This is a genomic window from Lysobacter sp. yr284 (assembly GCF_900107375.1).
Taxonomy (GTDB): Bacteria; Pseudomonadota; Gammaproteobacteria; order Xanthomonadales; family Xanthomonadaceae; genus Lysobacter.
On the sequence record NZ_FNPT01000006.1, the window covers coordinates 109,593 to 134,035 of the forward strand.

Sequence of the window (24,443 nt, forward strand, 5' to 3'; positions counted from 1 at the left end):
ATGCCGCGACGATGGAAGGCGCACGCGGCGCCGACGCATTGGCCTGCGTCGGCGCCGTTTTGCGTAGTGATACCCAATCACCGGGCGAACGACCGAAGACGCTTCGTCTTCGCGCCGCCGTTCGCGCGCCGACCTACGCAACCAGGAGACCGACCGTGTCCGATCCTCATCCCAAAATCCCCAAGCCGTCGTTTGTGGATCGGTTGAAGGGCTTCGCCGAATCCTTCGCCAAGCATTCGGCGAACGAATTCGATCTGTCGGGCAGCGGGCAGGACTTCTCCCACAGCGCGCTCGACACCCCGACGGCGAAACCGTCCTTCGCGCCCAAGCCGATGGCGCCGCAGCCGGTTCCGGTGCCGACGTTCTCGATGCAGGCGCCGACGTTCGGCGCGCACAGCCACGGCCCGACCGGCCGCCTGGCGCCGATGCCGCCGATGCCGCCGATGTCCGCGCCGTCGCCGTCTTCGTCCTCGGGCACCGGCAACATCGAACTCGATCCGCTGACCGCCGCGGCGATCATGCGCGACGGCTACAAGGACAAGAGCACGCGCGACCTCAACGGCTGGACCCGGGTCAGCGACGAGGAGCTGCGCGCGCTGCCGCAGCCGCTGGACCCCGACGATTTCCACCGCCATCCCAGCGGCATGCACGCGGACCTGTACCGCAAGGGCGATGCGTATACGCTGGGATTCCGCGGCACCCAGGTGGCCGCCGACTGGCCGCACAACATCGGCCAGGCCACCGGCTACGGCAGCAGCCAGTACGACGCTGCGGTGAAGCTGACCGAACAGGTGAAGGCGTCGCTGCCGGACGGCCTGAAGTTCGTCGTCGGCCATTCCAAGGGCGGCGGCCAGGCCTATCTGAGCGCGCAGGTCAGCGGCGTCGAGAGCGTCATCGCCAACCCGGCCTGGCCGCACGTCGCCACGCTGCAACAGTACGGCGTCGTCCTGGACGGGCCGCAGACGCGGCCGAAGAACACGACCCTGCACACCGACGGCGAACCCCTGACCGCGCTGCAGCGGCTCGGCATGACCTCGCTGGTGCAGCCGCACGGCCCGACCATCGATCTGCAGCCGCCCTCGTACGTCCCGCGCGTCTCGCCGGCGCTGCGCGGCTACGAGCCGGGATCGGACATGGACATGGACATGGCCAAGAGCATCATCAGCGGCCTGGACCGCATGGGCTACGAGACCTTCATCCACGGCGCCGAGGTGTTGGAGAAAGGCTGCATGGACCGGCGCGCCGGCGAACTGGCGACGCTGGCCCAGAGCAAGCACATGCCGCAGGTGGACGCGATCGTCAAAGGTAAGGAGGGCGGCGGTTTCCTGGTCTGCGGCGACGTCCGCGACCCCAGCGCGCAGCGGGTCCAGTTCGAAGGCGCGGTGCCCGAGGGCCCGCTGGCGAGCGAGACCTGCAAGCGCATCAACGATGCGCTCGGGGCGAAGCAGGCGCAGACCCAAGGCGAGACGCAGCAGCAGACCGTGACGGGTCCCGGCATCGCGCGCTGACGCGCCGCCGCCGGCGGCGCGGATCGATCCGCGCCGCTCAATCCAGCCCGCGCAGCGCCGCCACGATCCGCTGCGCCGACCGCTCCGGCGCCTGCGCATCGGTATCGACGCACAGCAACGGCGCCGGCAGCGGCGCGAACGCGAAGCCGCCGGCGCGTTCGATCGAGCGGTACAGGTCGGGATCGGTGAGCTTGCCGAAGCGATGCCGGCTCGGCTGGCCGAGCCGCGCGACGACGACCTCCGGCGCGCAGCGCAACTCGACGAACACGACTTCGCCGCCGCGCGCGCGCACGGTCGCGGCCAGGGTCTCGACCAACGCCGGATCGACGCTGGCTTCGGGATGGAAGGTGAACACGAACGAGCGCCCGGCCGAGGCGGCTTCGGCGAACGCCGCGCGCCAGATCGCCGCGCGCAGGCGGACGAAGCCGGGGCTGCCGAATTCGAACAGGGCCAATGCCGCATCCACGGCCAGATGGTTGTGGAACAGCGGCAACGCCAGCGCCTGGGCGACGAGCGCGCCGATGGTGTGCTTGCCCGAGGCGACGGGCCCGTGGATGAAAACGACGCGCATGCGCATGGCCATGAATGGGCGTGCTGCGGTTATACCCGACGCGGGACGCGCCGGCCCGCCGCCCTTCGCGCGCCGCGAACGCATCGGTGCCACAATCGGGGCCGCCAAGAACGCTAAGGAGAGGTGTGATGGGTGATCCCAACCGCGTCGCGAATCCGCCGCCGCCGCCGCCGCCGAACCCGGTCCCGGCCGAGCCGAATCCGGCCAGCATCCTCGCACCCGGCCGCGCCACCGCCGGCGTCGATCCGCCGATTCCCGCGCTGGCCGGATCGGGACAGGGCACCGCGCTCGGCGGCCTGTTCATCAACGACCGCCTGTTCACCTATCGCTTCGAACGCGACCTGTCGCCGATCCCGGGCGGCCAGGCGGTGTCCACCGGCGCGGTGCTGACCGGCCTGGACGGCACGACCGCGCGGCTGGAAGCCGGCAGCAGCGTCGGCCAGTACACCCTGGCGGTGTCCGGCGATCCGCGCATCGGTTCGGCGGTCGGCGCGCTGCGCGTCGGCGACGGCGTCAATTCGGCGACCCTGGGCGGCGCGATCAACCCCGGCACCGGCGCCAACATGGTGTTCGGCAGCCTGCAGTTCGACCGCGACTCCATCGCCGCGCGCTATGGCTGGGACCGCAACGGCAGCACCGTCGGCGTCGACGGCCGCCACGGCCTGCCCGGCGGCACCGCGGTGACCGGCGCGTACGAATACGCCAGCGCCGCCGACCGCCATCGCGTCTCGCTGGGCTACGAAGGCGGCAACGCCGGGCCGAACCTCGGCACCGGCGTGGCCTGGGCGCCGAACGGGGTCAACTTCAACGCGTTCGCCAATGTGCCCATCGGCGGCGGCGAACACCCGTTGCGGCTCGGCGCCAGCGGCGCCTACGACACCGGCACGCGCCAGGGCAGCGCGCTCGCGACTGTGACGGCGCCCAATTTCCTCGCCCCGAACCTCAACCTGGATCTGTCGGCCGGCGCGGAGATCCGCGACGGCCGGATCGCGGGGCCGCAGGTCGATGCGCGCTTGCGCTACGCGCCGCCCGATGCCGGCGGCGCCAATGCCTTCATCCGCTTCCAGGGCAACCACGAACGCAGCTTCATCGGCTTGGGCCTGAGCGTCCCCTTCGGCGGCGACGCGCCGCGCGCGCGCCCCTCCGGCGAGGGCCTGCCGGGCCTGCAGGTGCCGCCGCCGCCCGATCGGCGCAGCGCGAACGAGCCGCAGACGCGCGGCCTGGATGCGGCGCCGGCCGAACCGCGGATCGGCGCGCCGGCGGACGCCGGCGCGCGCCGCCCGGGCGATCTGTCTTCGCTGCTGCACGACCTGGGCAACGGCGACCGCTCGGCGCTGGCCGCCGCGGCCGCGATGGCGCCGGGCCAGGAACTGCGCCGCGCGGCCATCGCCGAAGTCGACCGCCAGCAGGCGCAGCACGCCGCGGTCGCGCCGGTGCAGACCGCGCAGGCGCCGGAGCAGCCGGACGCGCCGTCGCGCGGCGCGCGTTCGCTGGGTTGAGCGCGGCGGCGGCGCAGGCCGCGTCGCGCGCGACCGGCGCCGGCGCGCACGCCGGGCCGCGCCGGCGGCGGGATCGCCGCGGCCGAATCGCATCGAACTGAGCCAGCCCCGGCAAGCGGGGCTGCGTTCCTGGCCTCTTGCGGCCGCCGTACGCGGCCGCCGATCAGTTCACATCGATCGCCCGCGGCGACTTGCCCAGCGCGCCATAGCCGCTCAGGCCGAAGTCGCTGACCGTGCGGCGCACGCCGCTGGCCGGATCGATCTGCAGCACGCTGCCTTTGCCGTCGACGCCGCTGCCGGCGTCGACGACGTAGATCACCTGCTGGTCGCGCGACCAGCGGATCGCGACCGGCTGCGAGCCGAGCGGGCCCTGCGCTTCGGCGCCCAGGTCGCTGACCAGATGGCGATAGCCCGAGGACGGGTCCACTTTCACCAGCGCGCCGCGGCCGTCGGTGCCGGCGTGGGCGACGAGCACGTGGATGCTGCCGTCGCTGCCGGCGATGACCGAATTCGGCGCGCTGTCGCGGCTCGGATCGACCCAGCCCTGCAGCACGTCGCCGAAATCGCTGAGCACCGAGCGGCCCTTGTTGATCGGATCGATGGCCAGCAGCGCGCCCTGTCCGTTGGTGCCGGTGGTCATGTCGGTCACCAGCATCTTGCCGCCGAGGCCGAGCGCGCCCGGCCGCCAGGTCATGGCGACGGCCTGCGCGGCGCGCGCGCCGCGGCCGTCGCCGAGGTCGGAGAACACGCTGCGGCGGCCGCCGGCGTCGAGCTTGAAGATGGCCGCGCGGCCGTCGGTGCCCGCGCGCCGGTCGAGCACGAACAAGCCGCTGAGCGGCCCCAACAGTACCGGCGGCACGTAGATCACGCCCTCGGGCTGGCTGCCCAGCGGCCCGCGCGAGGCGTCGCCGAAGTCGCTCATCACCGTGCGCTTGCCGTTGCCCAGGTCGATCTCGAACACCACGCCGCGGCCGCCGGTGCCGGCCTTGGCGTCGGTGGCGACCCAGCGGTCGTCGCCGCCCCACAGCCCGGTCGAGACGCGGGCCAGGCCGCTCGGCGTGGCGCCGAGCACGCCCTGGGCGATGTTGCCGAAATCCGACAGCGGGCGCCGGTAACCGCTGGCCGCATCGATGGCGTACAGCGCGCCGCGGCCGGTCGCGCCGCCCGCCTGGTCGAGCACGATCAGGGCGCCGGGCGCGGGATAGGTGGATTGGGCGTTGGCCGCGGCGGCGGTGCCGAGCAGTACAGCGAACAGCAAGTGTCTTGCGCGCATGGACGATCTCCGTGGGTGAGGGCTCCGGCAGCGCCGCGCCTGCCGCGGACGCGCAAGCGCGGGCAGCGTGCCAGGGAGCAACTCAACACGGCCGCACCGGCGATGCCGTGATCCATCGCGTGCGGTGAGCGAACGATAGAAGCGGTGAGCGCGAAGCGCGGGCGCGCGCAACGACGCAGCGTGAACCCGGTCGCGCGGGTTTATCGAATTCGCTTCATCGGCGGCGTGCCCGCCGCAGCGTGGCCATCGCCGCCTGTGCGCCGGCGCTCGCTTGTCGACGCCGGATAGTCGCGCCAAAAACCGACCAACGCGCCGCGAGCGGCGCTGCGAGACGCGCAAACGAAAAGCGGAGCCCCCGCAGGGACTCCGCTTCTCGTCGCGATCCTGTGCGCTCGTGGCGAGCGTTCACATCTCCACGATGGGACCGCCCGGATCCGGCGCCGGCGGGCAGCCCGCGCTCTGGCTGCAGACCGCGATCAGGCGCCAGGCGCCGCCGCGGCACTGGTAGTAGTAGCCGGGATCGCGCGGGTGATCGTAAGACACCAGGAACATATCGCCCTCCCTCGATGCCGTGCACTCGTAGGTCGGCTCGGCCGCGGCCGGCGCGGCGGCGATCGCAAGCCCGACCAAGAACGCCGACGCGGCCCCTTTGCCCATCCATCCCTTCATGCGCTGTTCCTCCGTTGAAAACCGCCGCGATTCATTCCCCTTGCGGGTCATGACGACGCGCGTCCTTGCGGTATCGCGATGGGCGCGCTTTCCGGAAGCGGCGGAGGCTTCCGGACATCCTGGCAGGCGACGCTAGCACATGATGCGGCGCGTCATGGGGAGCGCATTGGGCCTCAATATCGAACGCTGGCGCGGATCGGGTTTCGGCACGAATGTTCGGCCGCCATGGCGCGGCGCGTACCGCGGCGTTGGCGCGCGCAAGCTGCGGGAAATGCGCTTCGTCCCGCGTCGCGACGGTCTGCGCGGCGCGGGCGCGGTGCGGCAACTTGCGGTCGCGGCCCAGCCCGAAATCCCCTTGCAATTCGCGATTTCGCCGCGCCGCTCGCATTGACTTGCCGGCGAAGCCGATGCAAGGCTGGCCCGGTGCCTGGACGGCACGGGCGGGACGAAACACCGACGCGGCGATCGCGCCGCTCCGTCCATCGGGGTCTTCAGGCATGCAAGGAAGTGTCCTCGTAACGTACCCGAACCAAAAAGCAGTGCGTGTCATGCACGATGGCGATCTGGTCGCAATGGCGAATCCATTTCCATGGGACCTCCATCTGCTCGGGGGCGGCACGATCCAGTGCCGCCGAATCGTTGAATTCCGATAATGCTCCACAAGGAGAAATCGTTATGGCGATGGATAAGCAAGCCGCGGATCTGACGATCGCGTGGCGCAGTCAGGCCGGCGCCGATCACCCGGCCGGGCCGTTGTTCTCGAGCGGCGAGTTCGCGCAGGCGGACCTGGTGTTCGACAGCGTGGACGGCTGCACCGCGTCCCTCTGCACCGGGTCGTGCACGGTCATGTGCTGCATCTTGGGTTGATGTGGCGTCGGTAGCGGACACACGCGGTTTCGAAGCATCGCTGGGCTGCCTGACCTCGTCCGCGCTGGACGATCTGGCAGCCCAGCTTCGTTCCAGCCCCGGCCTGCGCACCGACGAAGCCGAACGGGTGTTGCGGGCGACCCGCGAGTCGTTGACCGCGGTGGTGCACGCCAAAGTAGGGCGGTTGCTGCTGCTGGAGCTCAACGCCGCGCGCGTGACCGGCCGGCTGGGCGAGGACGGCAGCGCGCAGGAACGTTGGGAGCGCTTCATCGAACTGGCGTCGCAGCGCGGGTTCTGGGACGGGCTGCGTCCGCACTATCCGACCCTGTTGCCGCGGGTGCGGCGCATCGTCGAGCATCGCTGCGCGGCCTCGCTGTCGTTCGCTCGGCGTTGGAGCGAAGACCGGTCGCGCCTGGCCGAACTGTGCGGAGGCGACCCCGGCGAATTGCAGTCGTTGCGTTTCGGCGCCGGCGACAGCCATTGCCAGGGGCTGACCGTGGCCGTAGTGGCGTGCGAGAGCGGCCAGGTGGTCTACAAGCCGCGCTCGTTGGCGATCGACATCGCGTTGCGCGGGTTCCTGCAGACGCTCGAGCGCGCGCACGGCGAAGCCTTGCCGATCGCGGTGCCGCGGGTCGTGGATCGCGGCGGGCACGGCTGGAGCGAATTCGTCGCCCATCGCCATGCGGCCGGCGAAGACGAACTGTGCAGTTTCTACCGGGGCATCGGCCACTGGCTGGCGGTGATGCGCCTGCTCGGCGGCACCGATCTGCACGCCGAAAACCTGATCGCGCACGGCGGCCGTCCGGTGGTGGTGGATTGCGAAACCCTGTTCACGCCGAAGCTGCCGGCGATGGCCTCGGGGCTGGGCGATGGCCACGACCGCGCCGTCGACCTGGTCTCCGGGACGGTACTCAACATCGGCCTGCTGCCCATGCGCGGCGCGGGCCTGGGCTGGCGCGGCATCGACAATTCCGCGGCCGGCATGCTGCCGGGCCAGCAGCCGATGATGAGCCTGCCGGGCATCGTCGACGCGGGATCGGACCAGGCCCGGCTGGGCCGGCTGCTGGTGGCCGCGCCGGTCGCGCAGAATCACCCCAGCGCCGAGCCGGTGCTGCACCGTTATTGGCCGCAGGTGCTGCAAGGCTTCGACGCTTCGACTTCGACGCTGCTGGAAATGGATGCGCGCGGCACGCTGCGCGCGGCGCTGGCGGCATTCGCCGATTGCCAGGTGCGGGTGGTGCCGCGCGCCAGCGAGGCCTATGCCGAGATCGGCCGCATGCTGTGGCATCCGGTGTCGTTGCACGACGAAGCCAAGGCGCGGCGCACCGCGCACGAACTGCTGGCCAAGATGGCCGCCAACGTCTCGGTCGCGCCCGACGATCCGCACGTGATCGACGCCGAGATCGACGACCTGCTCGACGGCGACATTCCGCTGTTTTCCACCCGGGTCCGCGAGGGGCGCCTGCAGGGGCCGCGCGGCACCCGGTGGCTGGCGCCGAGCGATCTGGCGGAGGAATCCTGGCGGCGCTGGAAAGCGGCGGATTTCGAGATGGAGCGGCGCTTCATCGGCGCCTCGCTGATCAGCGCCTACGCCAACGATGGCTGGATGCCCGACACCTCGCAGCTGCGGGTCGAGCCCCGCGCCGAGGATCTCGACCGGCGCCGGCGCGAACAGGCCGCGCGCATCGTCGGCCGCATGATCGACAACGCCATATTCGGCGACGACGGCACGGTCGCGTGGGTCGCGCCGGGTTTCACCGCCGCCGGCTGGGCGGTGCAGCCGCTGGGCACCGATGTGTACAACGGCGTTTCCGGCATGGCGCTGCTGACGGGCGCCTATTTGCGCGAGGTTGCGGCGGGACGGGCGGGCCGGCTCGAAGGCGTGGAACCCCTGTTCGCCGCGAGTGTGCGCACGCTCGCGTTCGCCGAAGCCCGCCGCGCCGAGCAGCGGCGCGGACGGCTGAAGCTGCGGCCGCGCACGCCGGGCGCGTACGTCGGCCTGGGTTCGCAGATCTGGACCTGGCTGCAACTCGCGCGCTGGGGGCTGGACGATGGCGAAGGCCTCGCGCGCGCACGCACGCTGGCCGAGGAAATTCCCGAATCGGTCGCGGCCGACGACGTCAACGATGTGCTGATGGGGACCGCGGGCGCGATCGCGCCGCTGCTGATGCTGGCGCGCGCCAGCGGCGACGCCGGCTACGCCGATCTGGCCAGCGAGCTGGGCCGGCGCCTGGTCGAGCGCGGGCGACGCCAGGACGGCCGCCTGTTCTGGACGCACGAGCGCTGGCCGCAAGGCCTGGGCGGGTTCTCGCACGGCGCCAGCGGCATGGGCTGGGCGCTGACGCGGCTGGCGCGCGAGACCGGTCGCGCCGAGCATCACGACGCCGCGCAGGCCGCGTTCGCGTTCGAAGACGCCTTGTTCGACGCGCAGGAAGGCAACTGGCGCGACCTGCGCATGCTGCCGGGAGTGACCGCCTCGACCGCGTGGTGCCACGGCTCGGCCGGCATCGGCTTGGCGCGCGCGGACCTGGATCGGCAGTGCCGGCAGCCGCAGACGCGCGAAACCTTGCGCGCGGCCGCGGCGGCGACGTGGCGCGCAGGCCTGGGCTGGAACCATTGCGCCTGCCACGGCGATGCCGGCAACGGCGAATTGCTGGCGCAGGCGATCGATGCCGGCGTTGGCCCCGAGGGCGTGAGCAGGACCGACCTGCTCGCCGCGCTGGTGACCGGGCTGGAGCGGCACGGCGCGTACTCGGGCGGTCCGCGCGAGGTGTTCTCACCGGCGCTGTTGCCCGGCATCGGCGGCATCGCGTATCAGTTGCTGCGCGCGCATCCGGCCAGCGATTTGCCGACGATCCTGCTGCCGGCGGTCGATTAGCGCAGCGGACGCGACCGGCGCCCGCGAAGCGCACGGACGCGGCTGCGTCAGTGCGCGATGCGCATCACCAGATCTTGATCCGCTGCTCCGGCGCCAGGTACAGCCGCTCGCCCGGCTTGGCGCCCCAGGCGTCGTACCACGCGTCGATGTTGCGCACGGTCTGCGCGCGCTGCGCGGCGGGGGCGTGGCCGTCGGTCAGGATGCGCTGGCGCAGGGCGGCGTCGCGGATCTTGCTGCGCCAGGTCTGGCCGTAAGACAGGAAGAAGCGCTGGTCGCCGCTGAGGCCGTCGATCACCGGCGCGTCCTTGCCGCCGAGCGACTTGCGGTAGGCCATGTAGGCGATGGTCAGGCCGGAGACGTCGGCGATGTTCTCGCCGGAAGTCAGCTTGCCGTTGACGTGCAGGCCCGGCAGCGGCTCGTACGCGCTGTACTGGGCGGCGAGCTTTTGGGTGGCTTCGGCGAAGTGCTTGCTGTCTTCCGGCGTCCACCAGTTGTGCAGGGTGCCCTGGCCGTCGAATTCGGCGCCGGTGTCGTCGAAGCCGTGGCTGATCTCGTGGCCGATCACCGCGCCGATCGCGCCGTAGTTCGCGGCCGGATCGGCGGCGGGGTCGAAGAACGGCTTGTCGAGGATCGCCGCCGGGAAGTTCATCGCGTTCTGCAGCGGCAGCTGCACCGCGTTGACGGTCTGCGGCGTCATCCACCATTCGCCGGCATCGACCGGCTGGCCGAGCTTGCCGATCTGGTGGCGGTATTCCTGCAGTTCCGCGCGCAGGCGGTTGCCGAGCGCGTCGTCGGCGCGGATCTCCAGCTTGGCGTAATCGCGCCAGCGCTCGGGATAGCCGACGCCGACGCGCATCGACTTGGCCTTCTCGCGCGCCTTGGCCTTGGTCTGCGCCGACATCCAGGCCAGCGAATCCACGCGCTCGTCGAACGCGGCGAGGATGTTGTGCACCATCTCCTCGACCTTGGCCTTGGACGCGGCCGGGAAATACTTCTCCGCGTAGAGCTTGCCGACCGCGTCGCCGAGCGCGGCGCTGGTCGCGTCGAGCGCGCGCTTGCCGCGCTCGCGCGCCTGCGGCGTGCCGGCCAGGGTGGTGCCGTGGAAGCCGAACGCCAGGTCGGTGTAGGCCTTGGGCAGTTCGCCGGGGCCGCGCAGGGGTTCGTTCCAGGCGGCGTGGTCGAGCGCGTGGAAGGTCAGGTAGTCCTGCCACGCCGGCAGCGGCTCGCTGCCGACCAGGCGGGCGATGCCGGCGATCGCGCCGGGCTGCCAGGCGACGATGGTCTTCTGCGGCGCCAGCCCGGCCGCGTCGAAGAACGCGGTCCAGTCGATGCCCGGCGCGCGCTGCGCGAACGCGGCGGCCGGCCACGGGTTGTTCGACTTGTGCACGTTCTGCGAATCGATCACCGGCGCGTGCGCCTTGGCGATCTTGGTCTCCAGCGCGAGGATCGCCTTGGCCTTGGTTTCGGCCTCGGCGACGCCGGCCTGCTTCAACAGCGCGGCGACGTAGGTTTCGTAGGCGGCGCGGGTCGCCGCCATTTCCTTGTCCTGCGACAGGTAGTACTCGCGGTCGGGCATGCCCAGGCCGCCCTGCATCAGGGTGGCGACATACTCGGGCTGTTCCAGGCCCTTGGCGACGAACACGCCGAACAGGTTGTCGGTGTGGAAGTTGGTCGCGTTGAGCGGATCGGTGTCGGCGCGCACGCCGGCGCCGAGCACGCGCGAGAGGTCGGCGCGCGAGGCGATCGCCTTGATCGCATCCAACTGCGGCTGCAGCGACTGCAGGCCGCGCTGCTCGATCCCGGCCTCGTCCATGTAGGCGGCGTGGAAATCGGCGATGCGGCGCGCGTCGCTGCCCGGCGCAGGCTTGCTCGCGGCGAGCTGCGCGATCAGTTCGGCGTTGCGCTTCTCCGCGGTTTCCAGCAGCACGGTGAAGGCGCCGTAGTTGGAGCGGTCGGCGGGGATCTCGAAGTTCTTGCGCCAGCCGCCGTTGGCGAAGGCGTCGAAGTCGTCGCCGGGCTTCACCGACTTGTCCATGCCGGCCAAATCGACGCCCGACACCGGCGTCGCCGTGGCGGCGGCTGCGGCCGCGGGCTTGGCGGGCTCGGGCGCGGCCGCTTCGTTGCCGGCCGGCTTGCACGCGGCGAGGCCGCCGGCGAGCGCCAGCGCCAGGCCGAGGGAGAGGAGGTTGGGACGCAGGGACATGGGCGTGATTCCGTGGCGGAAGCGTAGGGACGCGGCCGACGGCTCCGGCCGGCGTGTCGCCGCCGTCCGTGCGGACGGCGCTGGGCCGGCGGTCGGCGCGCGGCCGGTCGCGGGGAACAGGCCGACAGGCGACGGCCTTCGAATAGCCGGCGCATTGTGCGCCAGCCGGTCCCGCGGCTGGAAGTGCACGAAGTCTCCAGGCCTTTTGCCGCCGCGCAGGCGCGACCGGCGGCCGGCGTTGCGCGGGCGCCGGCGATGGCCCCAGCGACGGCCGTGGCGCGATGAGGCGGCCTCGCTGCGACTCCGGCGACGGGCGCGGGCGCCGCGGCGAAACGGACAGACCGGGCAAACTGCGGGCCTGCCGATTCGGGTTCCGGCGACACGACCGCAGCCGCCGTACGCGCGACAAGACGCCGCCGGCAAGCGGCGGCCGACACCATGCAGCGCCGAGGCATGCGAGCGCGCCGGGCCGGCGACGATCCGCCGCCGCGCCCGGCGCGACCGCGGGCTGCGGCGTCAGTCGCCGTCGGAATCCTGCGACAGATCGCAGAAGCCGCCCTGGGCGTCGCACAGGTTCGGATACCACTTGCTGGCGGTGCCCTTTTCTATCTCCGGCCGCATCTCGGCGATCACGCTGTCGACCAGTTTCTTGATGTTTCCGGACTGGGTCAGGTCGAGCTTGCAGTCCTGGCCGTCGTTCTTCTTCTTCATGTAGCGCGCGTCGATCTCGGCGTTGTACTTGATGTGGCTGCCGCGATGGATCGGCAGTGGGGTGGCCATCGCGCTCTGGGTCGCGGCGTCGGACGGCAGGGCGATCAGGTTGGCGGCGCTGTCCGAATTCCAGACCTGGTTGAGCGGCGTCTTGTACGCATCGGGCAGCGCCCGCACCTGCGCCATCGGGAACACGTGGTGGGCCTGCATCTTGTCGTTGACGCTCAGGCCGAGCAGGGATCTGCGCCGCTCGCCGCTGGTCATGAGGTTGGGATAGCCCTGCAGGCCGGCGTTCTGCTCGGAATCGCCGAGCGGCCCAACCTGCGCGCGAGCGCGCGAAAGCGACGCTTCGCGCTCGAGCAGCGCCTGTTCGGCTTCGAGCACCTTCAACGGCGTGGGATCGCCGGTGTCGGGCCAGGCGGCGCAGTCCACCTGGGCCGGGGCGGCCGTGGCCGCGACGGACAGGGCGATGGCGACAACGAGGGCAGCGGTGGTGCGGTGGGTGAGGGTGGCGCGCATGTGATCTCCTTTCACATCGGGTCGGTGGCGAGCCGGAGCATCGCATCGGCGACCGCTTCGCGTCGGCGTTTTCGCAGCCCGCGCGGACGCGGCGCATGCAGCCCGGCCGAAGCGGCCGGCCGAAGACGGATTCGCGCCGCGATGTGCGGTGCGCGATGGCGTCCGGCGATTCGTTATCGGCAAGCGCGCGGCGAATGGCAACGACGCAGTTCACTCATTGGCGATCGGCATCATGAAGATCATGACTGCCGCGGCATTGCGAGCGCATTCAGCCGTGCCGGCGATGTTCGCGCGGGCTTCGCTTCATCGAGCTGAAGACGCGGCGGCCGTGGCGTCCACGGCAGAACGCGCACGATGCCGACCTGCGCGCTCGTGCGTGCAGGCCGGGTCCGTCACTGCGGATGAGAGGACGAAACGCGCGCGGCGCTCAACGCGCCGGATGCGGTCGTTCCGCTCGCGGCGGCGCCGAACGGCGCAGGCGCATCGGCTCGTACGGCGTCCAGTCCACGCACATCAAGCTGAAGTCCTGGTCGGCCGGCACCAGGGTGGCGCCCTGGTTGGCGGCGAAGGTGCGCACGGTGTAGACGATGTTGGCGTCGTAGTCCGCGCCGACGATGTCGAACATCGCCTTGGGCTTGACGCTGGGCTGGATCGAGATGCTCGAGGCCTGGGCGGCGCCGTCGCTGAGGCTCGCGTTGCAGATGCCCTGGGTGAACGAGTAGGTGTAGACGCCGGATTCCTCGTCTATCTCCGAGTCCAGCGGATAGCCGACGCCGACCCGATAGACGCCGGGGGCGACGCGGGTGGACGAAGTGCCGGCGTAGCAGTCGGCGCCGTTGCGGTAGGCGCGGACCGAGCCGTCAGCATTGATGTACGCCGCGCACTTGGCGTGCGCGAACGGCGCGGCGGCGGCGATGAGCAGGGCCAGAACGATCCGCGTGCGTAGTCCGCGGCCGCTGCGTCGCGGCGTCGCCGCCGGTGTGGTGTGCATGGTCGTGAGCCTCCTGGCCGAAGCGGCGCCGGATCGTCGGCCGGCGCGCGGCGTCAGTTGATGCAGAGCATCGAGAAATCCAGGTCGGCCGGAACCAGGGTTGGCCCCGGCCCGGCGGCGAAGGTGCGCACCGTGTAGGTGACCCGGCCGTTGTGCGTCGACGGAACCGGTTGCGGCGACGAGGTCGGCTTGAAGTCCGGGTACATCTTCACGCTCGCCGCGCCGGCGTGGTCGCTGCCGGCGCTGATCGTGCAGATGCCGGGGTTGAACGTGCGGATCGGCGCGCCGGTGATCGGGTCGGTGTCGTCCATGAGCGGATAGCTGACCCCGACCGTGTAGACCCCGGTGGCGATGCGCGCGGGCCAGTCGATCCAGCAATCGCCTTCGCCGCGCACGGCCTGGACGGTGCCGTCGGCGTTGAGGTAAGCGTTGCAGGTGCCGTAGGCGGACGCGAATGCCGGCATCAGCGCCGCCAGCGCAAGCGCGCATGCGGCGACGCGGCGCAGGCCGGCGCTGCCGGCTTTGCGCATCGGCCCGGGTGTGGCGTGCGTGGTTTTCATGCGCGCGTATCTCCCATCGATGTCGCCGCATCGACGGCGTCGGCGCGGCCACCAAGGTGCGCGGCGATCATGGTCGCGGGCGTCGCCCGTGTCTGTGATCGAGCGCCTCGTTGTCGGCCGCGGATTGCGCGTTCTGGGAGAGCGCTCGCCGTTTCTCTACGTCTGCCGATACGTCGGTCGATGCGTTTGCCGTTGCGTGCGCGCGCTGTGCGAGCGCCACAGCGCGGCGAATCCGCAAGCGCCCGCATCGCCGCACGCCGCAGCGACGTCAATCCGGCACGATCTGGTGGATCTCGAACCAGTTGTCGAAGCCGTTGTCCTGCGCGGCCGGGAAATCCGCGGGCAGGTCGGCCAGCACTTCGCCGCCGGTGGCGTTGTCCGCCGGCAACACGTGGCGGCCGTACATCGGCGTGGGCAGCGCGGGCAGGCGCAGGTCCGAGGGAAACGTCGCCACCGACTGCAGCGGGTAGCTGTCCATGTTCTCCAGCGCCTGCAGCGGCGTCTGGTCGTCGGGCTTGACGATGCGCACCGCGCACCAGTCGATGCGGATGAATTCCGGCGCGTAAGCGTACAGGTGCACGTCGTCGGTCTCGGACGGATCGGACAGCGGGCTCTTCGAGGCGCGCACGCAGTAGTACACGCCGTACCAGTGATCGCGCTGGATCTTTTCCTCGTAGCGGCGGCAGGCGTCGAGGTAGTTGTCGATGTACTGCTCGACTGTGGCGTGGTTGGGATTGGCGATGGTGGTCAGCGGCACCAGATTGCGCCAGGTATCGCCGCGCCCGTGCCAGCGGCCGTTGACCAGATGGCCGCGGATCCAGCCGGGCGGGCGGTCGTCGACGAAGGTGTCGGGCGGGCCGCCGGCCAGCGTGCGGTCCCAGGGCGCGCCGCCGACCGAGGGATAGTTGGTCTGCTGCGCGTCGGGCATCTTGAGGTCCGGTCCCAGCACCGCCGCCGCCCAGCTCGCGCCGAAGTCGGCGATCCGGCGCTGCGCGAGCGGGCCGGCGCCGCTGCGGATGTTGAGGAAGATCGGCGTGTTCGGGCTCCAGCGCTTGCGGTCGTAGACGATGCGGCTCATGGCGTCACCTGGGGTCGTGGGCGATCGGCCCGGCGGGCGATCGGCGCGGTTGGCCGTGCGCGGGAAACAGCGCGCCGCCGGCGGCGCGCGGCGCATCGCCGCGGACCCCGGGCCAGCCCGCGGGTCCGGCGGGCCGGCACAGGGAAAACGCGTGGGACGCCGCGGCGTGAAAACGGCCGTGCCCGGCGCCGCGTGCGGTCGCGGTTCGGGTCGCCGGCGGGGTCCGGCGCGGGCGCCGGTCGCGGCGGGGATGACAGCGCGAAGCCCGCCACTACAATGCCGCATCGCCTCCCTGGAACGCCGCAATGGAACCCCATGTCGACCCTGCCGCGGCGCCCGGCCCCGGCGCCGCTTCCACGCTGGCGGCGGTGTCGCTGAAGGCGCCGCCGGGGCGCATCGCGGCCTGGCTGTTCACCGCGGCGGCGCTGTTCCTGGTGCTGAAGTTCGGCCTGCTCAGCGCGCTGCTGTCGGGATTGCTGGTGTTCCAGCTGGTGCACACGCTCGCGCGCCTGGCCGACCGGCGGATCAAGGGGCAGTGGGCGCGGCTGTTCGCGGTGATGCTGATCGCGGCGCTGGTGGTCGGCGGCCTGACCCTGGCGACGCTGGGCCTGATCGCGTTCTTCCGCGCCGACACCGGCGGCGAACAGGCGCTGCTGGCGCGGCTGATGGACGTCATCGACGCCTCGCGCGCGCAGGTGCCGGCCTGGGCCCAGCCCTACCTGCCGGAAGACCTCAGCGACTTGCAGCGCGCGCTAAGCGCGTGGCTGGACGAGCACCGCGGCGAGCTGAGCCTGGTCGGCGCCGAAGCGGTGCAACTGGGCGCGCGGCTGGTGATCGGCATGGTGCTGGGCGCGATGATCGCGCTGCAGGACGAGCTGCAGCCGCTCAAGCTGGGGCCGCTGGGCTCGGAAATGCTGGCCCGCGCTGCGCGCCTGTCCGACGCGTTCCGCCGGGTGGTGTTCGCGCAGATCAAGATCTCCGCGCTGAACACCGCGTTCACCGCGATCTTCCTGCTGATCGTGCTGCCGCTGTTCGGCGTGCACCTGCCGATGGCCAAGACCCTGGTGGTGCTGACCTTCGTGGTCGGGCTGCTGCCGGTGGTCGGCAACCTGATCTCGAACACCCTGATCACCGTGGCCGGCCTGTCGGTATCGGTCTACGTCGCCGCGGCGGCGCTGCTGTACCTGGTGCTGATCCACAAGCTCGAATACTTCCTCAACGCGCGCATCGTCGGCGGCGAGATCCAGGCGCGCGCGTGGGAATTGCTGTTGGCGATGCTGATGATGGAGGCGTTGTTCGGCATGCCGGGGCTGGTGGCGGCGCCGATCTACTACGCCTACGTCAAGCGCGAGCTGGTCGAGCAGGGCTGGATCTGAGGCTGGCGCGGCGCGGGTCGCGCCTGCGCGGCGATACGGCGCCGAGCGGCCCGCCGATGAGGCGCGCGCCTGCGCCGGCAGGCGGTTTCATGCGAAACGAACCGCGGCGCGCGGGCGTGCGCGCTTGAGCGAATCGCGCTGCGCGCTGCGCGCACAGGAACGCTTCGAATCGCCACGGCGTTCAGTTTCTGTTTCGCAAAAGCCCCCTCATTCGAGTGGGGTATCGCGCAGAAAAAACGTTCTGGATATAAGACGGATCGCAATTTGTGATCTTCGTCGCTGGTACGCGCGGCCGATCGGCGGCGCAAGTTCATCGCGTTGCGCCGGCCGCACGATCCGTGCGGCGCGGCCGTAAGGAGATGCAGTGAATCCGAAAGCGCTCATCGCAGCGAGGGCGGTGCGGACCGGTGCGGCCGCGACGCGCGCATTCGCGGCCGAATCGGCCGCGGTCCGGACGATGGCGGCGGCGCGTTCGCGCGAGAGCGGCGGCGAACGCGCGCAGCCGCGCGCGGCGCAGGCGCGGCTCGACGACGCGCAATGGCGGGCGATCGCCGCGCGCCTGCCGCCGACGCTGATCCGGCGCGCGCAGCGCAACGCCGAGCGCTACCGGCGCTTCGTCGAGGACGTGTTGCAGGTCGCCGCCGGCGACCTGCGCTGGCGCGAGCTGGAGCCGAACGCCGGCAGTTGGCGGACCGTGTACATGCGCTTCCTGCGCTGGTGCGAGGACGGGGTCTGGGACGGCGTGATCGATGCCTTGCAGGCCGAGCCGGAGCTGGCGCGCGCGCTGCGCCGGCGCGTGGACGAGCATCGGCGCGCGAGCGGACGGCGGCGGCAGGATGCGGCGCCGAAGCCCGGCGAGGCGTCGCGCGCGCGTCGCGGCGACTGCGCGCGCTGACGCGCGGCTCGGCGGCGACGACGCGCATGCGCCGCGTATCGCGCAAGCAAATGTTACCCGGAATACATTTGCGCGCCGATGGTGGGGAGCGCACGGAGCCGGCGCGTTTCTAATCAGGACAACGCGCGCTTCGCCGGCGCGAGTGGTCCGGTCCGCGCTGGCGGCACCGTCCCGACAAGCGCCGACGCGCGCTGCGATGCGCAGCCGCGGCGCGGATACCATCCTCTGGAGATTACGAATGAAGCGTGCTTCCGCAATCGCGTTCGCCCTCGCGCTGGCCGTGCCCGGCTCGTGTTTCGCCGCCGACGGTACGATCCACTTCGAAGGCTCGGTGATCGCGCCGACCTGCGTGCTCACCAACGGGCCGTCGCCGGCCGACATCCGGGTCAAGCTGCCCGCGGTCGCGGTGTCGGCGCTGTCGGCCGCCGGCGAAGTCGCCGGCCGCACGCCGTTCATCATCCGCGTCGCCGATTGCGATGCCACCACCACCCAGGTCCAGACCTTCTTCGAGCCGGGCCCGACCATCAACACCAGCAACAACAACCTGACCCTGCAAGGCGGCGCCGGCAACGCCGGCAACGTCGAACTGCAGCTGCTCAACGCCGATTACTCGCAGGTGCTGCTCGGCAATCCGCTCGCGCTGCAGAACAGCCAGCAGGTTGCGGTCGATACCGGCGGCGCCGCGCTGCGCTACTACGCGCAGTACTTCGCCACCGGCGCCGCGACCGCCGGGGCGGCGAACAGCAGCGTCACCTTCACCATGATCTACCAGTAAGTCCCCCATCCCATCTGCGTGCCGCCCACGCCGGCCGGAGCGACGCTCCGGCCGCGACGGGCGCGGCATGTCCGGAACAACCCGAGGAGTTGGCGGTATGCGACAACATTGGAACAGGAAGACGGCGTTGTGCGTGGCGACCCTGGCCGCACTGTCGGCCGGAACGGCGCAGGCGCAGCGGGGCGATCCGCTGTATCGGTATCAGTGGCACCTGATGAACTACGGCCAGCAAGTGATCGGCGATACCCGGCCGGTCTCGGGCATCGACATCGGCATCGACGACCTGCACGACTACAACATCCGCGGCAAGGGCGTGATCGTCGGCGTGCTGGACCGCGGCATCGAGATCGCCCACCCCGACATCGCCGCGAACATGGTCCCCGACGGATCGTGGAACTTCATCAACCAGACCCACGATACGACCCCGGCCAACGGCGAAGCCCACGGCATGGCCGTCGGCGGCATCATCGGCGCGGTCGGCTGGAACGGCATCGGCGTGCGCGGCGTGGCGCCGAGCGCGCGGCTGAAGAGCTTCAACTTCCTCGATGCCGGCGGCTCCACCGACCAGGTCCGCTATGCATGGTGGGACGGCGCGCTGGCGAAGGACCTGGACGTCTCCAACAACAGCTGGGGGCCGACCTATCCGATCTTCCTGCCGTCGATCTCCGAGAACGAGCTGGCGGCCTGGGAAAACCCGATGTCGGCCACGCGCGGCGGACGCGGCGTGGTGTACGTCAAGGCGGCGGGCAACAGCTTCGCCTACGTGGGCGGGTCGTCCTTCCGCAACGGCGAGAACCTCTGCGCCGCGAACCGCCCGGCGGTGGGCTGCAGCCAGTCGATCTTCGCCAGGGAGTCCAACTTCTTCAACGTCATCACCGTGGCCGCGGTCAATGCCGCCGGCCGGCGCTCGAGCTATTCCACGCCGGGCGCATCGATGTGGGTCTCGGGCCTGGGCGGCGAGAGTGGATGGGAGCGCGCGACGCTGGCGACCCAGGCCACGCCGGCCCAGCTGGCGGGGCTGGGGGCGGACAGCTTCGATCCGGCGATCATGACCACCGACCTGTCCGGTTGCGCCAGGGGCTACAACACCAATCCGGTCCAGCCGGTCAGACTGTGGTCGCATTTCAATCTCAACCGACTGGAGTCGGATCAGTCGGCGATCGACAACACCTGCAACTACGCCGCCACCATGAACGGCACCTCGGCCGCCGCGCCGACGGTGTCGGGCGTGGTCGCGCTGATGCTGCAGGCCAATCCCAAGCTGAGCTTCCGCGACGTCAAGTACATCCTCGCCACGACCGCGCGGCAGATCGATCCGCAACAGGCGCCGGTGGTCGACGCCGACGGCAACGTGCTCGCGGCGGGCTGGACGCTCAACGCCGCCGGACGCCCCTTCAGCGCCTGGTACGGCTTCGGCCTGGCCGACGCGACGATGGCGGTGACCCGCGCCACCGGCTTCAAATCGCTGGGGCCGTTGGTCGACAGCGGCTGGCAGCGCGCGGCGCTGGCCCAGGCGCAACCGATCGGCAATGCCGCGGCGCCGGCGCGGGCGACCATCCGCATCGCCGGCGGCGCCGCCCGCATCGAAGGCGTGCAGATCGGTTTCGACAGCAGCGTGCCGGCCCGCGACGCGTATCCGTATGTCGCCACGACCGTGCGGATCACCTTGATCTCGCCGAGCGGAACGCGCGCGATCGTGCTGCCGCCGGGATCGCTGCCGGTCGGCAGCGGCGGCACCTTGAGCACGTCGCTGGCCTCGGTCAACGCCTTCCTCGACGAGCCCGGCAACGGCGACTGGACGCTCGAAGTGGCCGACACCGCGTTGGCGGCCAATGCCGCCGCCAACGCCAACCTGTCTTCGTTCAAGATCCGAGTCCTGGGGCGCTGAACATGAAAATCCAAACTCAAACCTTGTGCGGCGCGTTGCTGGCCGTCGCGTTCGCACCGGCCCTGGCCCAGAACGCCGCGTCGCCGGCCGAACTGACCCAGGCGGCGACCGGCCGGGCGTTCACGGTCGGCTCGACCGAGTTCCGTCTGGCGCCCTCGGCGGTGGTGCGCGCGGCCGACGCCAGCGCCGCCGGCGCGGGCATCGGCCTGCCCACCGCCGGCTACACCGTGGACCTGCCGGCGCCCGCGCCCGCCGCGCGCGCGCAGGCGCAGTCGGCCAAGAACCCGGCGGGGCTGGCGTCCGCGGCGCCCGCGGGCGGCGGCGAGAATCTCGCCGTCGCGGTGTCCGCTTCGGGCGGCACGGTGATCGTCAAGCCCGAGCTCGATGTCTACATCACCCACATCGGCGTGGTCGATGCCTTGGTCAAGGACAGCGGCGGCACGCTGCTGTACTCCTCGGACATCGGCGGCAAGGCGACCATCGGCTTCGGTTCGGTCGACCAGGCGATGGCGGCGCGCGAGCGGATCCTCGGCCGCGCGGGCGTCAAGGACGCGGCCCCGGTCTTGCTCGAGCAACGCCAGGTCGCCTGGTAAGGCGCCGTCCGCGGCGCCGGCCGCAGGGTCGGCGCCGCGATAACGGCAAGGCGTTCGCGTTCCGCCGGCAACCGCCCGCGCCCCGGTCATGGCGCGCGGGCGTGCGATGGCGCGGCTCGTGTGCGCGGCGAAGAGATCGATCGAGATGCATCGTCCAATCCAAATGCATGGCCCGCTCGAGAGGCAGGCCGAACCGCGCGCCGCGGCGCGAACGGGCGCCGACGATGAAGCCGGATTCGTCCGCCTGGGCGACCAGGAATGGGCGCAGTTCGTGGAGGTCGCCCGCACCGTGATCCACCTGCGCCCGGCCGAGGAGGACAACACCCGCCGCTTCGTCGAAGCGGTGCTGACGGTGATGTCGGGCCGGCGCTTCTGGGCGCAGCTGCCGAGCGAACGCTTCGGCAAGTGGTACCTGCACCATCATCGCAACCTGCGCTGGCTGGAGCGCGGGGTGTGGCTGGCGCTGGCGCAGCGCGAGGCGTTCGGCTCGGAGCGTTCGCGGCAGATGATCGGGTTCGTCGAGCGCCAGCGCGCCAGCCTGCAACGCCAGCGCGCGCGCAGGCGGGCGCGGCTGTTGTCGAAGGACGGTTGATCGCCGGCGTCGCTGCGTTGCGGCGTCGTCCATGCGCGCACCGGATGGCCGGGCGCGCGGCGTTCAGCACCCCAGGTTGCACGAGGCCGCGCAGTACGCGGCCTTCTGTGTGCGCGTGTAGAACGTCGATGCGCAAAAGCCGTTCGCGTTCCAGGTGCCGCAGCGGCTGTCCTTGTCCTGGCAGGCCGGCATCGGGTTGGGCAATTGCAGCCACGGATAGCCGCCTTCGGCGGCGTCGGCGGACGCATGCGCCGGCTGGTTCATGGCGGTCGCACGCGCGCCGGCTTGGGCCGGGCCGATGCGGTACGCCTGGCGCTGGCCGGATGCGGTGGTGGACACGCCGACGATCCAGGCGCCGTTCGGGCTCATCGCCGCGGGCAGGTTGGTGTGGCCGCCGAGCGTACCGAGATCGCGCATGTCGTCCGCCGGCATCCACCAGAACCCGATCTGCGCGCCCTGCGCGGTGTCGGTCATGCCCAGGATGCGGCCGTCGTCGGCGATCTGGCGCGCATAGGCCTGGCTGCCGCCGAGCAGGCCGAGGTCGAGGCCGTCCTCGAGCGCCGGCGCATCGGCCGGCGCCCACACGAAACTGCGCGCGCGGCCGTCGCTGGCGATGTAGTTGCCGGCGACCACGCCGGCGGCGTTGATGTCGGCGGCGAACACCTGTTGGCCCAGGGCGGCGTCGCGCGGCAGACCGCGCAGCAGCGCCGGCGCGGCCAAGGTCGGACGCCAGCGCACCGCGGCCATGTCGCCGGCGGCATCCTCGCAGGTGCCGGCGATATAGCCGGACGCGGCCACCGCGGTGGCGATGCAGCCGCCGCCGCCGGCGATGCCGGGCAGCATCGCGACGCCGTAGCCGCCGAGCGCGTTCGGCGCCCAGCGCACCGCGATCGTGCCGCCCTGGCGCAGGTCGCAACTGCCGGCCGCGACCGGCGTGGGCGCGGGGTCCAGCGCCATGACCCGGCACTGGGTCACCGGCGACAACAACGGCGGCAGCGTCCCGGGCACGGGCAGCGCGGTGGCGGCGGTGCGGTCGCTTTTCCAGATCACCGGGACGTCGCGACCGCCGGGGCTGGTGCTGACGCCGACGACGGCGCCGGCCGGGTTGATCGCGGTCGCCATCGCGCGGTCGTCGCCGATGCGGCCGTTCAACAGTTGCGGCAAGGCCGCCGGCAGCGACGGCGTGCGCCACACCACCGGCCGCCGTTCGCCGGCATCGCCGAACTCGCAATTGCCGGCGATCTGCCCGTCGCGGGCGATGCCCAGCGCTTCGCAGGGGCCGTCCAGTTCCAGCCCGCGCAGCGGCAACGCCACCGCGCTGCCGGCGGCCCAGTAAGTCGGCAGGAAATCGCCGGCGGCGTTGCGGCATTGGCCGGCGGCGGCGCCGCTGTCGTTGACGCCGGCGGCGGTGCAGGCGCCGCCGCCGAGGCCGCCCAGGCCCGCCGGTGCCGCCTGCGCGGCGGGTGCGGCGAGCGCGGCCAGCAGCGCGGCATGGACGAGAGGACGCGAGGCGAATCGGCGCATGGATGGTTCTCCAGCGAAGCCGGGTGCGGGCGTGGGGCCGGCGGTCGCAGCCGCACGTGCTGCGCACCGATGCTAGCCGGCGTCGGCGCGCGCGCTCGAAATCGCATCACAAGGTGAGGGTGGGTGAGTTGCGCACGCGCATCGGGCGGCCGTGCGGCGGCGCGGTCGCATCGCGGCGGATGCGCGCATCGGCGCGAACTCCGGCATGGCCCGGTTGCGCGGTTGCGCGAGCGAATGCGTGCGCTCGCACATGGCGGCGCACGCGCCGCGTCGCGGCATCGCGACCAACGCGCGGCGGCGCGCGTTTTGCTTGCGCTCAGCATGCGCCGCCGCGTCCGGCCGTCGCCGCGTCTGCGAACGATTCAGCCTCGCCGGCGCTTTTTCGCGCCGCGCTAACGCCGGCCGCTCCAGTTTGTAGCGGCAGACTTCGAACGCGCCCCAGGCGGGCGCCCATTACGGCTTCGACCGGTTCATTGAAGGAGAAATGGCATGACCATGCGCATTGCGGGCATTGCGGTTCTGGCGTTCGCGCTGGCCGGCACCTTCGCCGCCCAGCCCGCCCGCGCCGCCGGCGCCGAGACCAAGTGCCACATGACGTTCGACACGTCCGGCTGGGCGGTCATCTACAAGCACATCAACGGCAGCGGCCGCGTTACCTGCGACAACGGCCAGACCGCCAAGGTCAAGATCCACATCCGCGGCGCCGGCCTCACCGCGGGCAAGTACAGCATCGAGAACGGCAAGGGCGAGTTCACCAAGCTCAACAACGTCAGCGAGATCTTCGGCACCTACGTCACCGCCGGCGCCAATGCCGGCGTGGTCAAGAGCGCCGAAGGCCTGGTCATGACCAAGGGCCAGGTGTCGCTGGCGGTCAGCGGCACCGGCCGCGGCTTCAATCTCGGCGTCGATGTGAGCGGCTTCGAGATCGTGCGCGCCAAGTAAGGTCGGCGCGCACGTCCGGCGACGCGGCCGCGTAGGCCGCGTCGCCGGACGCAGCGAACGAGGGCGCCGCGAGGCGCCCTCGTTCGTTTGCGCGCGCGCGAGCGCGGCCGCGCTCGGCGCGGGCCGCCGAGCGGCTTGCGCCGGATCGCCGCAGCGGGCGCGCCGCACTCGCCGCGCGCTCGACGAATACTGTATCCGCGCCCGACGTGCGCTCGCCCGCGTTTGTTTCAACGCCGCGCCGGGGTTGCGCGCGCACGGCGATATTGCCCAGCAACATCGCCCCGGCCCCAGCCCAATCGCCTTCACGCCGCGAGCGTGCGCGCGTCACGCATCGGCGCGAAAACCGCCGAACTGCGGCGGGGTCGCGCGCGCCCGGCCGCGCGCTCGCCTAGGATCGGAACCCTCCAGCGCGCCGGGGACAGCGTCGCCGGAGGAAGGCGGGAACCGCCATCGCGAATCCTTCCGGTGCGTTCGTGCGCCGCACATCGTTGCGGCGACGCGGCTGCGTCGTGTCCCGCCTGCGTGGGGTGT

At 71.6% G+C, this 24,443-nt stretch carries 21 protein-coding genes; 12 read left to right on the forward strand and 9 right to left on the reverse strand.

All coding sequences use genetic code 11. The features are described from left to right. The first annotated feature begins 155 nt into the window (after positions 1-155). Positions 156-1,508 (forward strand): Tle-like phospholipase domain-containing protein, encoded by a 1,353-nt coding sequence (locus BLV01_RS11995; RefSeq protein WP_139178638.1) that lies wholly within the window; start codon positions 156-158, stop codon positions 1,506-1,508. Between the two features lie 37 nt (positions 1,509-1,545). On the opposite strand, the gene BLV01_RS12000 is transcribed toward BLV01_RS11995, so the two are convergent. Further along, positions 1,546-2,079 carry a P-loop nucleotide/nucleoside kinase family protein gene (locus BLV01_RS12000; protein ID WP_139178639.1) on the reverse strand — a complete coding sequence of 178 codons (534 nt, stop codon included), beginning with the start codon at positions 2,077-2,079 and terminating at the stop codon, positions 1,546-1,548. A 128-nt stretch (positions 2,080-2,207) separates the two neighbouring features. Here BLV01_RS12000 and BLV01_RS12005 point away from each other — a divergent pair, with 128 nt between their 5' ends. Next, on the forward strand, positions 2,208-3,578 hold the full coding sequence (locus tag BLV01_RS12005) for a hypothetical protein (protein ID WP_091799441.1): 1,371 nt from the start codon (positions 2,208-2,210) through the stop codon (positions 3,576-3,578). Positions 3,579-3,741: 163 nt separating this feature from the next. Here the strand turns inward: BLV01_RS12005 and BLV01_RS12010 are convergent, their stop codons facing one another. Together BLV01_RS12010 and BLV01_RS12015 are read right to left on the reverse strand one after the other, a co-directional pair. Further along, a complete protein-coding gene (locus tag BLV01_RS12010) occupies positions 3,742-4,851 on the reverse strand; it encodes a hypothetical protein (RefSeq protein WP_139178640.1) in 1,110 nt (369 codons plus the stop codon). Between the two features lie 405 nt (positions 4,852-5,256). Then, the gene (locus tag BLV01_RS12015) at positions 5,257-5,571 is read right to left on the reverse strand and encodes a hypothetical protein (protein WP_139178641.1); all 315 of its coding nucleotides are present in this window, start codon (positions 5,569-5,571) and stop codon (positions 5,257-5,259) included. 88 nt (positions 5,572-5,659) lie between these two features. Here BLV01_RS12015 and BLV01_RS26275 point away from each other — a divergent pair, with 88 nt between their 5' ends. From BLV01_RS26275 to BLV01_RS12030, 3 genes are all read left to right on the forward strand, one after another. Then, on the forward strand, positions 5,660-5,911 hold the full coding sequence (locus BLV01_RS26275) for a hypothetical protein (RefSeq protein WP_091799450.1): 252 nt from the start codon (positions 5,660-5,662) through the stop codon (positions 5,909-5,911). Positions 5,912-6,195: 284 nt separating this feature from the next. Continuing rightward, positions 6,196-6,387, forward strand: a complete 192-nt coding sequence (locus tag BLV01_RS12025; RefSeq protein WP_091799453.1) for a DUF6229 family protein — start codon at positions 6,196-6,198, stop codon at positions 6,385-6,387. 1 nt (position 6,388) lies between these two features. Next, positions 6,389-9,265, forward strand: coding sequence for a type 2 lanthipeptide synthetase LanM family protein (locus BLV01_RS12030; RefSeq protein ID WP_091799456.1), 2,877 nt, complete (start codon positions 6,389-6,391; stop codon positions 9,263-9,265). 64 nt (positions 9,266-9,329) lie between these two features. Here the strand turns inward: BLV01_RS12030 and BLV01_RS12035 are convergent, their stop codons facing one another. From BLV01_RS12035 to BLV01_RS12055, 5 genes are all read right to left on the reverse strand, one after another. Further along, positions 9,330-11,468, reverse strand: coding sequence for a M13 family metallopeptidase (locus tag BLV01_RS12035; RefSeq protein WP_091799459.1), 2,139 nt, complete (start codon positions 11,466-11,468; stop codon positions 9,330-9,332). A 516-nt stretch (positions 11,469-11,984) separates the two neighbouring features. Then, on the reverse strand, positions 11,985-12,698 hold the full coding sequence (locus BLV01_RS12040) for an AHH domain-containing protein (protein WP_091799462.1): 714 nt from the start codon (positions 12,696-12,698) through the stop codon (positions 11,985-11,987). A 427-nt stretch (positions 12,699-13,125) separates the two neighbouring features. Further along, positions 13,126-13,689, reverse strand: coding sequence for a hypothetical protein (locus BLV01_RS12045; RefSeq protein ID WP_091799465.1), 564 nt, complete (start codon positions 13,687-13,689; stop codon positions 13,126-13,128). Positions 13,690-13,742: 53 nt separating this feature from the next. After that, positions 13,743-14,249: a hypothetical protein gene (locus BLV01_RS12050; protein ID WP_139178643.1), complete on the reverse strand. Its 507-nt coding sequence runs from the start codon at positions 14,247-14,249 to the stop codon at positions 13,743-13,745. A 268-nt stretch (positions 14,250-14,517) separates the two neighbouring features. Continuing rightward, a complete protein-coding gene (locus BLV01_RS12055) occupies positions 14,518-15,327 on the reverse strand; it encodes a hypothetical protein (protein WP_091799471.1) in 810 nt (269 codons plus the stop codon). A gap of 305 nt (positions 15,328-15,632) precedes the next feature. On the opposite strand from BLV01_RS12055, the gene BLV01_RS12060 reads away from it, so the two are divergent. The 6 genes from BLV01_RS12060 (at position 15,633) to BLV01_RS12085 (ending at position 21,446) form a co-directional block, all read left to right on the forward strand. Further along, positions 15,633-16,703, forward strand: a complete 1,071-nt coding sequence (locus tag BLV01_RS12060; protein ID WP_091799474.1) for an AI-2E family transporter — start codon at positions 15,633-15,635, stop codon at positions 16,701-16,703. Positions 16,704-17,160: 457 nt separating this feature from the next. After that, positions 17,161-17,598 (forward strand): transposase, encoded by a 438-nt coding sequence (locus BLV01_RS12065; protein ID WP_139178644.1) that lies wholly within the window; start codon positions 17,161-17,163, stop codon positions 17,596-17,598. Between the two features lie 238 nt (positions 17,599-17,836). After that, entirely contained in the window at positions 17,837-18,373 is a 537-nt protein-coding gene (locus tag BLV01_RS12070) for a fimbrial protein (protein WP_217633495.1), read from the forward strand. A gap of 97 nt (positions 18,374-18,470) precedes the next feature. Beyond that, complete coding sequence (locus BLV01_RS12075; RefSeq protein ID WP_091799483.1) at positions 18,471-20,261, forward strand: S8 family serine peptidase; 1,791 nt, start codon at positions 18,471-18,473, stop codon at positions 20,259-20,261. Positions 20,262-20,263: 2 nt separating this feature from the next. After that, positions 20,264-20,854, forward strand: a complete 591-nt coding sequence (locus tag BLV01_RS12080; protein ID WP_139178645.1) for a hypothetical protein — start codon at positions 20,264-20,266, stop codon at positions 20,852-20,854. 88 nt (positions 20,855-20,942) lie between these two features. Beyond that, complete coding sequence (locus BLV01_RS12085) at positions 20,943-21,446, forward strand: transposase (RefSeq protein ID WP_091799489.1); 504 nt, start codon at positions 20,943-20,945, stop codon at positions 21,444-21,446. Positions 21,447-21,509: 63 nt separating this feature from the next. Here BLV01_RS12085 and BLV01_RS12090 read toward each other — a convergent pair whose 3' ends face one another. Continuing rightward, positions 21,510-22,970 carry a hypothetical protein gene (locus BLV01_RS12090; RefSeq protein WP_091799491.1) on the reverse strand — a complete coding sequence of 487 codons (1,461 nt, stop codon included), beginning with the start codon at positions 22,968-22,970 and terminating at the stop codon, positions 21,510-21,512. Positions 22,971-23,459: 489 nt separating this feature from the next. On the opposite strand from BLV01_RS12090, the gene BLV01_RS12095 reads away from it, so the two are divergent. Next, on the forward strand, positions 23,460-23,912 hold the full coding sequence (locus tag BLV01_RS12095; protein ID WP_091799493.1) for a hypothetical protein: 453 nt from the start codon (positions 23,460-23,462) through the stop codon (positions 23,910-23,912). Positions 23,913-24,443 lie beyond the last annotated feature (531 nt).

Bases quoted from the DNA above. Each gene is read 5' to 3' on its own strand.
- BLV01_RS12005 (WP_091799441.1), top strand. From the start codon at position 2,208: ATGGGTGATCCCAACCGCGTCGCGAATCCGCCGCCGCCGCCGCCGCCG.
- BLV01_RS12080 (WP_139178645.1), top strand. From the start codon at position 20,264: ATGAAAATCCAAACTCAAACCTTGTGCGGCGCGTTGCTGGCCGTCGCG.
- BLV01_RS12070 (WP_217633495.1), top strand. From the start codon at position 17,837: ATGAAGCGTGCTTCCGCAATCGCGTTCGCCCTCGCGCTGGCCGTGCCC.
- BLV01_RS12065 (WP_139178644.1), top strand. From the start codon at position 17,161: ATGGCGGCGGCGCGTTCGCGCGAGAGCGGCGGCGAACGCGCGCAGCCG.
- BLV01_RS12040 (WP_091799462.1), bottom strand. From the start codon at position 12,698: ATGCGCGCCACCCTCACCCACCGCACCACCGCTGCCCTCGTTGTCGCC.
- BLV01_RS12015 (WP_139178641.1), bottom strand. From the start codon at position 5,571: ATGACCCGCAAGGGGAATGAATCGCGGCGGTTTTCAACGGAGGAACAG.
- BLV01_RS12060 (WP_091799474.1), top strand. From the start codon at position 15,633: ATGGAACCCCATGTCGACCCTGCCGCGGCGCCCGGCCCCGGCGCCGCT.
- BLV01_RS12025 (WP_091799453.1), top strand. From the start codon at position 6,196: ATGGCGATGGATAAGCAAGCCGCGGATCTGACGATCGCGTGGCGCAGT.
- BLV01_RS12085 (WP_091799489.1), top strand. From the start codon at position 20,943: ATGGCGCGCGGGCGTGCGATGGCGCGGCTCGTGTGCGCGGCGAAGAGA.
- BLV01_RS12035 (WP_091799459.1), bottom strand. From the start codon at position 11,468: ATGTCCCTGCGTCCCAACCTCCTCTCCCTCGGCCTGGCGCTGGCGCTC.
- BLV01_RS12055 (WP_091799471.1), bottom strand. From the start codon at position 15,327: ATGAGCCGCATCGTCTACGACCGCAAGCGCTGGAGCCCGAACACGCCG.
- BLV01_RS12010 (WP_139178640.1), bottom strand. From the start codon at position 4,851: ATGCGCGCAAGACACTTGCTGTTCGCTGTACTGCTCGGCACCGCCGCC.
- BLV01_RS12075 (WP_091799483.1), top strand. From the start codon at position 18,471: ATGCGACAACATTGGAACAGGAAGACGGCGTTGTGCGTGGCGACCCTG.
- BLV01_RS12095 (WP_091799493.1), top strand. From the start codon at position 23,460: ATGACCATGCGCATTGCGGGCATTGCGGTTCTGGCGTTCGCGCTGGCC.
- BLV01_RS12050 (WP_139178643.1), bottom strand. From the start codon at position 14,249: ATGAAAACCACGCACGCCACACCCGGGCCGATGCGCAAAGCCGGCAGC.
- BLV01_RS12045 (WP_091799465.1), bottom strand. From the start codon at position 13,689: ATGCACACCACACCGGCGGCGACGCCGCGACGCAGCGGCCGCGGACTA.
- BLV01_RS12000 (WP_139178639.1), bottom strand. From the start codon at position 2,079: ATGCGCGTCGTTTTCATCCACGGGCCCGTCGCCTCGGGCAAGCACACC.
- BLV01_RS26275 (WP_091799450.1), top strand. From the start codon at position 5,660: ATGATGCGGCGCGTCATGGGGAGCGCATTGGGCCTCAATATCGAACGC.
- BLV01_RS12090 (WP_091799491.1), bottom strand. From the start codon at position 22,970: ATGCGCCGATTCGCCTCGCGTCCTCTCGTCCATGCCGCGCTGCTGGCC.